Source organism: Bradyrhizobium sp., from assembly GCF_030646015.1.
In the GTDB taxonomy this organism is placed as follows: Bacteria; Pseudomonadota; Alphaproteobacteria; order Rhizobiales; family Xanthobacteraceae; genus Bradyrhizobium.
In genome coordinates, this window is sequence record NZ_JAUSLT010000024.1 from 30407 (window position 1) to 43598 (window position 13192).

The 13192-nt window shown below is 66.1% G+C and carries 9 protein-coding genes; 3 read left to right on the top strand and 6 right to left on the bottom strand.

The annotated features are described in order from the left end of the window. Positions 1-13: 13 nt before the first annotated feature. Together Q7T45_RS03380 and Q7T45_RS03385 are read right to left on the bottom strand one after the other, a co-directional pair. Positions 14-3718 carry an AsmA-like C-terminal region-containing protein gene (locus Q7T45_RS03380; RefSeq protein WP_304867644.1) on the bottom strand — a complete coding sequence of 1235 codons (3705 nt, stop codon included), beginning with the start codon at positions 3716-3718 and terminating at the stop codon, positions 14-16. 161 nt (positions 3719-3879) lie between these two features. Continuing rightward, positions 3880-5112: a cytochrome P450 gene (locus Q7T45_RS03385; protein ID WP_304867646.1), complete on the bottom strand. Its 1233-nt coding sequence runs from the start codon at positions 5110-5112 to the stop codon at positions 3880-3882. Between the two features lie 141 nt (positions 5113-5253). On the opposite strand from Q7T45_RS03385, the gene Q7T45_RS03390 reads away from it, so the two are divergent. Next, on the top strand, positions 5254-5865 hold the full coding sequence (locus tag Q7T45_RS03390; RefSeq protein ID WP_304867647.1) for a TetR/AcrR family transcriptional regulator: 612 nt from the start codon (positions 5254-5256) through the stop codon (positions 5863-5865). Here the strand turns inward: Q7T45_RS03390 and Q7T45_RS03395 are convergent. From Q7T45_RS03395 to Q7T45_RS03410, 4 genes are all read right to left on the bottom strand, one after another. Next, positions 5852-7144 carry an MFS transporter gene (locus Q7T45_RS03395; protein ID WP_304867649.1) on the bottom strand — a complete coding sequence of 431 codons (1293 nt, stop codon included), beginning with the start codon at positions 7142-7144 and terminating at the stop codon, positions 5852-5854. The two genes, Q7T45_RS03390 and Q7T45_RS03395, sit on opposite strands and share 14 nt — an antisense overlap. Positions 7145-7281: 137 nt before the next feature. After that, a complete protein-coding gene (locus tag Q7T45_RS03400) occupies positions 7282-9249 on the bottom strand; it encodes an ice-binding family protein (protein WP_304867651.1) in 1968 nt (655 codons plus the stop codon). 300 nt (positions 9250-9549) lie between these two features. Beyond that, on the bottom strand, positions 9550-9936 hold the full coding sequence (locus tag Q7T45_RS03405; protein WP_304867654.1) for a hypothetical protein: 387 nt from the start codon (positions 9934-9936) through the stop codon (positions 9550-9552). A gap of 78 nt (positions 9937-10014) precedes the next feature. Beyond that, positions 10015-11433, bottom strand: coding sequence for an FAD-binding oxidoreductase (locus Q7T45_RS03410; RefSeq protein WP_304867656.1), 1419 nt, complete (start codon positions 11431-11433; stop codon positions 10015-10017). A gap of 87 nt (positions 11434-11520) precedes the next feature. Here Q7T45_RS03410 and Q7T45_RS03415 point away from each other — a divergent pair, with 87 nt between their 5' ends. Further along, a complete protein-coding gene (locus Q7T45_RS03415; RefSeq protein WP_304745731.1) occupies positions 11521-12033 on the top strand; it encodes a thioesterase family protein in 513 nt (170 codons plus the stop codon). A 196-nt stretch (positions 12034-12229) separates the two neighbouring features. Further along, positions 12230-13192: ATP-dependent helicase (locus Q7T45_RS03420; RefSeq protein WP_304867658.1), on the top strand; the 963-nt coding region annotated here is incomplete at its 3' end.

Here is a 13192-nt window from a genome sequence, read left to right on the forward strand (position 1 = left end):
GCGCGGACGCCGGTCATTGAGGCGGCGTCAGCACCAGCGGCGGCCGCAGCTTCGGCGGCCGCGCCACAGCGGAACCGGGCGCCGGCCTGACCTCGATCGGCGGCGGCAGCGGTGCCGCCTGCTGGCTCGCGACCGGCGCAGGGGGAGCTGCCGCGGCAGGAGCTGCTGCACTGGGGGTTGCCGCACCGGGAGCCGGCGGCGCCGCCGGGGGACGCGGAATGGCGGCCTTGGGCTTCGGCGGAGGCGGAGGCCGGCGCGGATCGCGGCCGGGAATCGGCACCTCGGAAGTTGGCAGGCCCGGCAGTACCGCGTCCGGCGTCCCCGACGGCGCCGTGGTCGCCGGTGGCAGCGAGGCAGAAAATGGCGGCGGCGGCTCGCCGCGCTCGATCGCATCGAGCCGTCTTGTTTCGCGGTCGATCGCCCGCACCGCCAGCCATGACGACAGCGCCGCCACATCGATCGTGCGATCGAGCGCGTCGGGCGGGCCCGCGGCGAACAGCTGAACCTCCGGGCGGCTGCTGGCCGATCCGACCGCCGTCGAAGCGAGGCTGGCGCGGATGTCGGCCTGGTCGGCGGGAATATCGTATCCGCCCGATACGACGGCGCGCGCGCCCTCGGCATCCAGCGTGGTGGCCCCGATGCGGATCCGGCCGTCCCCGATGCTGAACGGAATCTGCGCCGACTTGACCGACAGGGAGCCTGCCGACAGCACCCGCTCGACGATCTGCCGCAGCTTGATGTCGTCGGTCGCCTGTCCGCCGTCGCTGGCGCGGATCGCGGCGTCGAAGGCGCGCGGATCGAGCCCGGCAATGGCTGCGGATTCAAGCGTCACCGTTCCGCTGCCGGACAGCGCCCCCGTCAGCGCCGACGCGCTGCGGCCCTGGCTTGCCAGCGTCATCTGCATCGAGGCGCGGCCCGCCGGCATCTTCAGCCCGCGATAGCGCAGCGCCGCGCCATCGACGCCGCTGAGTTGAACCCGCGCATTCAAGGCAATGCCATTGCCGGTCTGCCTGACATCGATATTGGTGCTCGCCTCGCCGCCGCCGATGCTGCCGGTGATGGCTTCGAAGCTCACCGACTGGCCGTCCCCCTTGAGGACTCCGCTGACCGGGCGCAATTCGCCGCCGCCCGGAAGCGCGCCGCGCAGCGCCTGAAACGCGACGCGGCCGCGCCAGCCTTTCGAGAACCCGGAACCGAGCGGCTCGGCGGCGTCGTGCCCAGCGGCGCCAATGGCGAGCGCAAATGCCGGCGCGAGATCGAGCGTATCGAGGCCGATCTCGCCCTCGACGTTCTTTTCGTCGCCGAGGACCAGCGCCAAGCGGCCGCGCAGCCGCGAGCCCGCTATCGTGCTGTCCAGATCGTCGAAGGCCAGCCGGTTGCCCGCGAGCGAAACGCGCGCCGACAGGCCGATATTCCGCGCCAGCGTATCCGACGCTTTGAGATCCAGCAGCGGCCCGAGATCGGCGCTGCGAACCTTCAGATTGACGCTGGCCTTCGGCTCGGCCGCCCACGGCTCGGCCGTGCCTTCCGCCTCGGCGTCCAGGCCGGTTCCCGACATCTTCACTTTCAGCCGCAGCGGCGCGCGCCACACGCCAGTCACCGAGCCTTCGAATTGCGCCGGGCCGTCGCCCGCCGCGACCGCGCGATCGAGCCCCAGCGCCGCCAGCAAGGGGCGGCCCTGCCCCGATGACATCCTGGATTCAAGACTGAACTCGCTGCGCCCGAGCGCCGCCAGATCGATGCCGTGGAGCGCTGTGATGACGGGCTTTGCCACGATCGTGACCACGCCCTTGAGCTGGGGCGCATCGAGGTCGAACACGGCGCGCGCATTGGCGCGGTCAGCCTGCTGCGCGGTCTTGTCCAGATCGAGCGACAGCTTGAGCCGCGCCGGGCCGGGACCTGCTCCCATCGCATTGATCCGCGCCGCCAGCGCCGGCGCCAGCGGCGCGATCAGGGCGGTGATCTGGCCGAGCGACGCCGCGCTCGAATTCAGCGTCAGTTTTCCCGACGTATTGACGCGATCGAAACTCCCCGCGCCTTCCAGCATCACCTGGCTGGCCTGACCGATCTTCAACTGCTCCAGCGCGAACGATTTCGGTCCGTAGCCGACCTTCGCCAACAGCGGGCGCAGTTCCTGACCGGCCGATATGGCGCGGCCGATATCGAGCGTGAGCCGCGCCTCGTCAGGCCATTTGGCCTGCGGCCCCGCCAGCGAACGCGCCAGCGCCGTTGCGGCATCGAGATCGAGACGTTCCGCCTTCAGCTCGGCATCGATCCGCGAACCGCCCGGGGCCGTTGACACCTCAACCCGCCCTTCGACGGCGCCGCCGTCGATCTCGGCCTTCATGGCTTCGATCGCCACGCGATCCGGGGCCACGGTCAGGTCGCCGCGCAGCCGCAGCGGCTTCTGGCTGCGATAGACCACCTCGGTGCGGCCCTGCAGCCAGGTCACCAGCGCATCCGGATCGGAGGAATCGACGCTGAGCGCGCCGGTGAAACTGCCGGCTTGCGCATTCGAGCCGCTCAAGGTCACGCGGGTCGCGCCCGGCGCCCGGAATTCCAGCCGGTCGATCGCCCAAGCCTTTGCATTCAAGTCCTTGGCGCCGGCCTGCAGTGCGGCGGCGACACCCTGCAACGGGCGGCCACCCAACATGATCTGCTCGGCGCTGAACTCGATCTGCGCCGGGATCGGCGTGGCCTGCGGGATCGCCGCCATCAGCGAACGCAACCCCGGCAACAACCGGACCGGCTCGGCGGCGCCGTTTCCCTTGGCGGCGAATTTATCGGCATCGAGCTGCTTCGCCGACAGCGTGGCACGCAGCAGCGGCGAGGCGCCGAAGCGGATGTCGCCGGCGCCGGTTAGTCTGAGCGCGCTGTCTTCCGGGCCGTAGGCGGCCTCGATTTGCTCCAGCCGCGCGGCGGACGGATCGGCCTTGCCCTTGGCGGCGATCCGCCAGGGCGTGATGGCAACATCGCCACTGGCCTTGAGGCCGGCGGGCGCCGCCAGAACCAGCGCGCCCTCGAAGCGCGGCGCGCGCCCATCGAACGACAGCACGCCGTCGAGATCGGCCGACAATGCCCGCGCCCCGGGATCGATGTTGAGATGGACGCGGGTGCCGTTGCCGTCGGCGGTCTGCCCGGACGACACCCGAAACGGATAACGCGTCCCGGACACCGCAAAGGCGCCGTCGCCGCGCACCGAGCCGGCCAGCGAACGCACGTCGCCGCTGAAGGCGATATCGTTCAGCTCCAGCGTGCCGCGGCTTGCCGCATCATGCAGCGCGATGCGGCCGGTCAGGTTCAGCCGGTCGATCGCCAGCGATCCCAGATTGAATTTGCCCGTCGAAGCCGGCCAGTCGATGCGCCCTTGCGGATCCAGACCGAGATCGAGCGCCATGCCATTGACGGTCAATTCGGTGGCGCGCAATTCGCCGCGCATCAGCGAGCCAAGGCTGAACTCGACGTCGAGCTTGTCGGCGCGCACCTTGCCGAGATCGTTGGCGCCGCCGACCACCACCGAGCGCAAATGCAGCGACGGCGCCGGCAGCAGGCGCGCATCCAGTTTGCCGGCGAAGCGGACCTGCGCGCCGATCACCCGGGTGGCCTCGGCCTCGAATTGCGGCCGGAACTGGTTCCAGTCAATGAAGTACGGGCCGATCAGCGCGGCCACCAGCGCAATGATAAAGGCAATCGCCAGTCCGAGCAGCGTCGTCTGCACGGCGTCTCCCTTTGGGCACGCCCCGGCGCGATGGCGGCCCGGAACGGCCCACCCGCCGCACGCTGAAATCAACGCCGGAGCTAGTCCATATATAGAGGCAACTATGGCGAAGTCACAGCATTGCCTGCGACGGCTCCGCGCAGGAAGCCGTCACGACGCCCTTACCAGCTGGCGGGCAGCTGCTTGAGGCCGCGCAGCACGAAAGAAGGCCGCCATTCCGGATTCTCGGCGTCATCCAGCTTCAGATCGGGCAGCCGCCGCAGCAGGGTCGCGATCGCCACCTCGGCCTCGATCCGCGCCAGCTGGGCGCCGAGGCAGAGATGGATGCCGCCGCCGAACGACAGCGGACGGATCTTCGGCCGGGTGATGTCGAGGCTGTCCGGCCGGTCGGGATAGACCGCCGGATCCCGGTTGGCCGATCCCAGCAGGCACAGCACGCTTTCGCCCTTCGGGATTTTCTTGCCGCCGAGGTCGTCGATGTCCTCCAGCGCCACCCGGCCGGTCATCTGCACCGAGGAGTCGTAACGCAGGAATTCCTCGATGGCGTTGGTGATCAGGGCCGGATTGGCCTTGAGCAGGGCCAGCTGGTCGGGATGGCGATGCAGCGCCAAAAGACCGTTGCCGATCAGGTTGACGGTGGTCTCATGCCCGGCGCCGAACAAAAGCACGATGTTGGCGGTCATCTCCTCGTTGGAAAGCTTGCTGCCGTCTTCCTCGGCCTGCACCAGTTGCGTCGTCAAATCGTCGCCCGGATTCTTCCGCCGCAGCTCGAACAGCTGGTGGAAGTACATCTCGGTCATCGCGTTGGCGGCATTGCCCTGCTTGATCTCTTCCGGCGACAGCGGCACCGGCTCGAGGATACGTCCACTGTTGCGCGAGCCGGTATAGAACATCTCGCGATGCTCCTCGGGGATCCCGAGCATGTCGCAAATGATGGTGACCGGCAGACGGAATGCGAAATCCTCGATCAGCTCCATCTTTCCCTGGGGAATGATGCGGTCGAGCGTATCGTCGACGATTTGCTGGATGCGCGGGCGCATGTCCTCAACCCGGCGCGCGGTGAACGCCTTCACCACCAGCCCGCGCAGGCGGGTGTGATCAGGCGGATCCTGCTGCAGCATCGTGAGGGCGAAGCTGCGGAACATCGGCTCCTGCATGATGTCAGGGCCATAGCGGCGCCTGGTGCGGTCGGGATAATCCTTGCCGAAGCGCTTGTCGCGGATCACCAGGCTGACCTCGGCGTGACGGCTCGCGACGTACATGCCGAGCGGCGTCAGGTGCATCGGATCGGTGGTGCGCAGCCGCGCGTAATGCGGATAGGGATCGCGAATGAATTCCGGCGCCAGCGGATTGAACAGCGGCGCGCTGGTCGCAGTCTGAACATGCTCGTTCATGGTGACCTCAATTCGTTTTCGCGCTGAATTGTCCGCACATTCGGGCGGACTGGCGTCCTCGGGGCCGGGCCGGTTGCGTCCGGACCATATGAAATTGGATACACTGTTGTATCGAGTTGCATTTTGACGTAAAATTGACCGATGTCAAGAGTCCGAACACGACCGACCCGGGACGATACCTGCGAGAAGCTGTTCGAGGCGGCGGCGCGGGTGTTCGAGGAACAGGGCATCGGCGGCGCCAGCATCGAAACCATCGCCGCCGCGGCCGGCTTTACCCGCGGGGCGTTTTACTCGAATTTCAAGAGCAAGGACGAGCTGATCATCGCCATGCTCGAGGATCACGTCGAGCAATCGATTCAGCGCATGCACAATCTGCTGGCCAGGCACAAGAACCTCGCCGATTTCCTCGACGCGCTGAAGACCATGGACCGCACTCAGCAGGATCCGCTCGGTCGTTCTCCGCTGCTGCACATGGAGATGATCCTGTTCGTGGCGCGCGCCGAAAAGCGCCGGCCCGAACTAGCCAAGCGGCTGCGCGCCCGGCGCAAACTGATCGCCGATATCGTCGAGACCACGTCGAAGAACAGCGGCCGGAATCCGGCGCTGAATCCGGCGTGGACCGGTGCGGTTGTTCTCGCCATGGAGGACGGCTTTCGCCTGCACCGCCTGATCGATCCGGAGACCACGCCGGCCGACAGTTTCCTGCGCGCCATCAGCGATCTGCAGCGCGCGATGGGAATTACGTCGGCTTGAACGCCGTGTGCATTTGGCCGGCGACGGCGCGCACCTTGCGCGGCGACGCCTGCCAGATCGCGACCGCCGACAGCACGCTCACCGCAATCCCGATCGCGAAGGCGATGGTGTAATTGCCGGTGAGATCGTACAGAAATCCGGTGAACCACGGGCCTGCAGCGCCGCCCGCCAAAGCGGCCAGCATGATGGTGCCAAAAATGCTGCCATACTGCTTGCCCTGGAAGATCTCCAGCACCACCGCCCCCATGATCGAGGTGAGACCATAGCCGAGCGCGCCCTGCGCCAGGATCATCAGGTAGACCAGCAGCAGGGTCGGATAGAATTTGAGCGCGATCAGCGCCGCGAAGCAGATCGCAAAGCCGAGGCAGCTCACCGCCCAGATCCATTCACGTCCCACCCGGTCCGACAGGTGCCCGAGCCAGATCTGGCCGGGAATGCCGAGCAGGCTGACCACGCCCAGGGCCCAGACCCCGACGGTCGGGCTGAAACCGATGTCGAGCAGGTATTTGGTCTGGTGCACCTGCACCGCGTACCAGACGTACAAGCCGCAGAAATAGCCTGATGAGATCCACCAGAACCGCGCGGTGCGCAGCGCACGCCGCAGCGTCCAGTCGGTGGCGGCCCAGACCGGATCGACGATGTTGGAAACCGGTTTTGCGGACGTCGCCGTGGGCGCGGCGTCGCCGTCCGGCAACAGGCCGATATCCTCGGGCCGCTTGCGCAGCAACAGGTTGATCGGCGCCAGCACGATCAGGACCATGATGCCCATCGCGGTGCAGGCGGTGCGCCAGCCGGTCTGCTCGATCATCAGCTGCACCCACGGCAGCAGGGTGACGGAGCCGATGCCAACCCCGGCGAAGGCCAGCCCCATCGCGAGGCCGCGGCGGCGAATGAACCAGTTCGGCAGAAACAGCGACTGGCCGGAATAGCCGAGACAGACGCTGCCGGCGCCGACCATGACGCCGATGGTCAGATACAAATGCCAGGGCTGCGAGGTCAGCGGCGCCAGCAGCAGGCCTCCCGCCATCAGCGCGACACCGAGCTCCATCACCCCGCGCGGGCCATACCTGTCCATCAGGCGTCCGATCAGCGGGCTGACCGCGGCGGAAACGACAAAGCCGAACGAGAAGGCGCCCGCGGTGACGCCGCGTTCCCAGCCGAACTCATCCACGATCGGCGGGAAGAACAGCGAAAACGCGGTGCGGGCATTGACGCCGATCGCCATGGTGACGAACGTCACGACGACGATGACCCAGCCATAGAAGAAGGGAAGCCGCATAGGTAACTCGTCATTCCGGGGTGATGCGCGAGCATCGAACCCGGAAGCTCGGGGTTCCCCGGTGCGCGTTTGCGCACCTGAGGTCTGGTCCTTCGGACCATCCCGGAACGACGGCGTCAAGAGCGATAGCCGCTCCGCTACCAGCTGTAACGCAGCCGCGCGGTGCCGACATAGGTCTGCGAATGCGCCGCCTGCTCGGTGTCGAACTTTCCGGCAACCGAGACGCCGTTCCTGAAGGTGAGTTCCGCGACCGCCGAAGCCAGCAATGAATCCCGCACCGGTGTGGCGCCGATCACAGTGAAGGTCGATCCCGGCAACGCCTGAAAGCCGGCGGTCATGCGGGTGTCGGACCAGTTGTCGTGAGCCCAGGCGGCGCGCCCGCGCAGCGATAGCAGCGCACCCGGGTACAGCAGCATGGAGCGGTCGACCCAGGCGCCCAATTCGGTGCGAGTCGTGGTGGTGGTGTGGGCCTGGTAATCGAGCGCGAACATGGAGGAGCCGGAGACGGCGACCTCGCCGTAGGATGGCGTGCGGAAGGCCTGCATCTGGAAGGCGGCATAGGGAGTGAAGCCAAATTCCGGCAGGCCGTAAACGCCGGGAATGACGAAGCGATAACCGCCTTCGATTCGGCCGCCGATGTTGTTGGCGGCGAAACCGGCAGTCAGGTGATCGAGGCCCGCCACGGTCAAAGTCCGGTCGGTCGTGACCTGATGCCAGCCATAGGCGAGCGCGGCGGACGCATAGGCCGCGCCAACCCGCGTCATGCTGTAGACCGCCGTCTGGAACATGTCGCTATGTCCGCCGCCGAGCCCGTCGGATAGGCCGTAGCTGGTGTTGCCGCCGGCCAGCGCGAAACCCACCACAGTGTAAGGTGAGACACGGTAATCGAGGCCGGTGGCAAAACCATAGCTGCGCGCCGTCCGATTATGACTTCCGTCGAAGACATTGCCATTGGTGTTGGTCTGACCGCCGTAAGCGGCGCCCCAGATGTTCCAGCGACGCGGATCGACGAAGGGGCCGCCAGCTACCGCCTTTTGGAACGGGGCCTTGGCGTAGAGCGGCGGCCGCGACGGCGGATTGACCGGCGTCCAGCCGCGATTGTCCGCGAATGGATTAGTCACCAGCGACAGGAACGAGTTCATCGCCTGGGTGCCGGCCTGCGCGACGCCGGTGCTGTTTTCGCCGGACAGCTGCGTCAGCGCATTTCCCAAATCCCCCGCCGACAGGTTGAACAGATTGATGAATGCCAATGGCAGCATGCCGCCATTGCCGACGAAGCCATCGATGGCGTTGGCGACCGCAGCCTGATTGGCTGTCGCGGAGGGCAGCAGAAGAGAGGCGATGAGGGGCGCACCGACGGGCCCGATCCCGGCTCCGATCAGGTCGCACACCGTAATCGTGTTGGTATCGAGCGTCACCGCGCCGGTTCTTGCCCATGCCGCGCCGCAGGTGATGCGGGAACCGGTGTTCAGCGTGATGCTCGCCTGCGCGAGGATGTCGCCTGAAAAGGATGTGGTGGTGCCGAGCGTCGCGGAACTGCCGACCCTCCAGAACACGTTGCCGCCCTGCGCGCCGTTCAGCAACGTCACGCTCGAGGCGCTGGCGGTGGTCAGCGAGCTGCCGATGTTGAAGATGAATATGGCGTTGGGATTGCCGAGCGCATTGAGGTTGAGCGTCCCGGTCAGCTGCGCCGACGAGCTGAAATTATAGACGCCGGGGATCAGCGTCAGCCCGCCGAGGTCCTGCCCCGTCAGGTTCGCCGTGGGATTCCGGGCCGCGAGATTGTTGTAGGCGATTCCCAGGGAGTTGAGCGCCGTCATGGTCGGCGCATCGCCGATTGGATGAATCACACCGGGCGGCGTGACCAATCCCGGAGGGAATCCGGTAATGGTCGCCGTGGCGGTGCCGATGTCGCCGGGGAGCGCGGCGGTTCCGGTAATGATCGTGTTGCCGATATTGGTGATGCCGGCATTGGACAACACCGCGTAGTTCGCGGTGGTACCCAGCGGCGGCGCCTGGGCGTGGCTCTGAGTCGGGACGGCCGCGGTGAGGCCGAGGGCCGCCAGAAAAAGTTTATGCGAACGGGTCAGGCAGGCCTTGGTCATGTATTCCCCCGAGTCGCTCATTCGAGGTGGGGGAACCCGAGATCGCCTTGACCAAGTTCCCAACCGACGCCTCGAACCGAGATGCTGTCAGAAAAACGCTACACGTGTTCGGCGTTTCACCAAGGACAAAGCGTCCAATTGTTCGACGCGAAAACTTTATCGGCGCAGGTGACAAATATGTCTCCGGAGCAATGCTGTGTGAGCAAAATTGATCACTCGGATGCGCGGCGAAGTCCGTAATTCTACGGAGAAGACGCGCCGATTGGTCGCCGCACGATCATGGCGCGCCTTCGAATGCGTTCACTCCCGCAGCGTCGGATGATCGCCGAACGCGGCTTCCCGGATCGAGACCGCCTGGATCGCGCGAAACAGGATGCGCGCTGTCTTGAGGTTGTTCGCGCTCATGCAGAGGTCGACGATCTGGCGTACCGCCGCATCGCGCATCAGTTCGTCGGAGATCTTCATCGCGATTTCCATCGCGGCCCTGACCGCGCGTTCATATCGTTCGGCGTGGTATTTGTCTTTCCGGCTCGCCGGGGGACCGGCGAGGCCGCGAACCTTTTCGGCGCTATCGGCCGCGGAGCGGCAGATGTCACGTATCTTCTTGGCGGCCTCGATGTCGCCGATCGGCCACTGAATCGCCTCGTCCCAGATTTCCTTGCGCTCGTTCTTGCCAAACCACTGCATCGCGACGCGCCCTGACTATCTGCCCGCCTGGATCGGCACAGGGCAGTCTTGCGGACGGTGAGTGGTACGCTCGAGGCCCTACACCGCCGGCAATATCTTTCCCGGATTGAAAATGTTCTGCGGATCGAGTGCCGCCTTCACGGCGCGCATGGCGGCGATCGCCTCCGGCCCGAGTTCGGCTTCGAGATATTTCTGCTTGCCCTGCCCGATGCCGTGCTCGCCGGTGCAGGTGCCGCCCATCGCCTGGGCGCGCTCGACCAGCCGGTGCATGAAGTCCTCGCCGCGCGCCATCTCTTCCGCATTGTCGACGTCGCACACCAGCGAGCAGTGGAAATTGCCGTCGCCGACATGGCCGACGATCGGCGACAGCAGGTTGAGGCGCTTGAGATCCTCTTCGGTTTCGGTGACGCAGTCGGCCAGCCGCGAGATCGGCACGCACACATCGGTCGCCACCACGCCGGCGCCGGGACGCAGCGCCTTGACCGACCAATAGGCGTCGTGCCGCGCCTGCCACAGTTTTGTCCTGTCCTCGGGCCGCGTGGTCCAGGTGAAATCGCCGCCGCCGCATTCTTTCGCGATCTCGCTGAAATTCCTCGATTGCTCGGCGACCTCGTTCTCGCTGCCGTGGAATTCGAGCAGCAGCAGCGGCGTCTCCGGCAGCGACAGTTTCGAATAGGCATTGCAGGCCCGCACCTGCTCGGCATTGAGCAGCTCGATGCGCGCGACGGGAATGCCGGTCTGGATCGCCAGAATGGTGGCCTGACAGGCGCCGCGCACGGTCTCGAACGAGCACGCCGCCGCAGCGATCGTCTCGGGAATGCCGCGCAGCTTGATGGTGAGCTCGCTGATGATGCCGAGCGTGCCCTCGGCGCCGACGAACAGATGGGTCAGGTCGTAGCCGGCCGAGGATTTCTTCGCCCTTGTGCCCGTGGTGATGATCTCGCCATCGCCCCGCACCACTTTGAGCGCCAGCACATTGTCGCGCATGGTGCCGTAGCGCACCGCGTTGGTGCCGGAGGCGCGCGTCGACGCCATGCCGCCCAGCGAGGCGTCGGCGCCGGGGTCGATCGGGAAGAACACGCCCTGGTCGCGCAGGTGCTCGTTGAGCGCCTTGCGGGTGACGCCGGGCTCGATCACGCAGTCGAGATCCTCGGCGTGGACGGCAAGCACCTTGTTCATGTCGCGCAGGTCGATGCAGATCCCGCCGGCCGGCGCGTTGACCTGCCCCTCCAGCGAGGTACCGGTGCCGAATGCGATCACGGGAACGCCGTGTTTGGCGCAGATCCGCACCACGTCCTGGATATCCGCGGTTTCCTGCGCCATCACCACCGCGTCCGGCGGCTGCGAAGCCAGCCAGGTCGTGGTATGGGCGTGCTGGTCGCGCACCGCCTGCGAGGTGATCAGCCGGTTGCCGAACCGTGCGGCCAGCGCGTCGATGCTGGCCTTCAGTGCCTGCGGCTCCGGCCGCTTCGGATGGTTGGTTATCGTTGTCGCCACGCAAAATTCCTCCCGGCTTTGAGAGGACCGTGGCAAAGGATATATGAGGGGTCAAGAGAGCATGGTTCGAACCGACGGGAATGCGCGATGACGATGATTGATGCCGGCGACGACGTCCTGCAGCGGCCCGCGCCATTTCCGGCTTCCGTGATGCAGATCGAGCCGCAATGGATCGACTACAACGGCCATCTCAACATGGCCTATTACAATGTGATGTTCGACCGGGCGATCGACGAATTGTGGCTCCGGATCGGGATCGGGCCCGGCTACATGAAGGAGCGGAATTGCTCGACCTTCACCGCCGAGTGCCACGTACGGTATTTGCGGGAGATTCATCTCGGCGATCCCGTGCAGGTGTCGATCCTGCTGGTCGCCGCCGATGACAAGCGGTTGCACACCTTCAAGGAATTGCGCCACGCCACCGAGGGCTGGCTGTCCGCCACGTCGGAAAACATGACCCTTCACATGGACATGAACGTGCGGAAAACCGCACCGTTTCCGCCGGACATTCGCGCCCGCATCGACGCCTTGGCAAAGGCCCACAGTACGGTACCTCGCCCCGAGGGCATCGGCCGCAAGGTCGCGATGCCCTCGAAGTAGAGCATGATCCGGAAAAGTGGATACCGGTATATCTCGGGGAACAAAATCCGCCACGGAAGGCGTAAAGCGGCGGTGTATTGGCACGGGATAAAGCCTGTCAAATCCGCCGCAAAATCCCTATATGCCCTTCAATCCTGCTAAGAAGGCTCCCCTTCACGGCCCCGCGGTGCCATCGTGGGCGGAAGACGATTCGCATATGACCGAGCCGAACAAGCTGCCCCACCATGATGTCCCCGCGCACCAGCCTGCGGCGGGCGGCATTGCCGCGCGCGCGCGGGCGACCGCGGTCCCGCAATTTCTCGCCGGCCTCAATCCCGAGCAGCGCGAGGCGGTGGAAACGCTGGACGGACCGGTTCTGGTGCTGGCCGGGGCCGGCACCGGCAAGACCAAGGTGCTGACCTGCCGGATCGCCCACATCCTCAGCATGGGCCGCGCCCGCCCCGGTGAAATCCTCTCGGTCACCTTCACCAACAAGGCCGCGCGCGAGATGAAGCTGCGGCTCGGCCAGATGCTGGGCCATGCCGTCGAGGGCATGCCGTGGCTTGGCACCTTCCACTCGATCGGCGGCCGGATCCTGCGCACCCACGCCGAGCTGGTGCAGCTGAAATCCAATTTCACAGTGCTCGATGTCGACGACCAGGTCCGGCTGCTGAAGCAGCTTTTGGCCGCCGACAACATCGACGACAAGCGCTGGCCGGCGCGGATGCTGGCCGGCCTGATCGACGGCTGGAAGAACCGCGGCCTGACGCCCTCGCAGGTGCCGCCGGGCGAAGCCGCGGTGTTCGGCAACGGCCGCGGCGGCAAGCTCTACGCGCTCTATCAGGAACGGCTGAAAATCCTCAACGCCGCCGATTTCGGCGATCTGCTGCTGGAAAACATCCGGTTGTTCCGCGAGCATCCCGACGTGCTCCGGCAATACCAGAACCGTTTCAAGTTCATCCTGGTCGACGAATATCAGGACACCAACGTCGCGCAATATCTGTGGCTTCGGCTGCTGTCGCAGGCGCCGACGAGAGCGGGAGCCCCTCTTTCCTCCATCATTCCGGGCGCAGCTCCTCTCACCTCTCCCCGCTTGCGGGGAGAGGTCGGCGCGCAAAGCGCGCCGGGTGAGGGGGAGCCAAACGCGCAACCGGTGTCCGCGGAGGCAGCCCCGCACCCC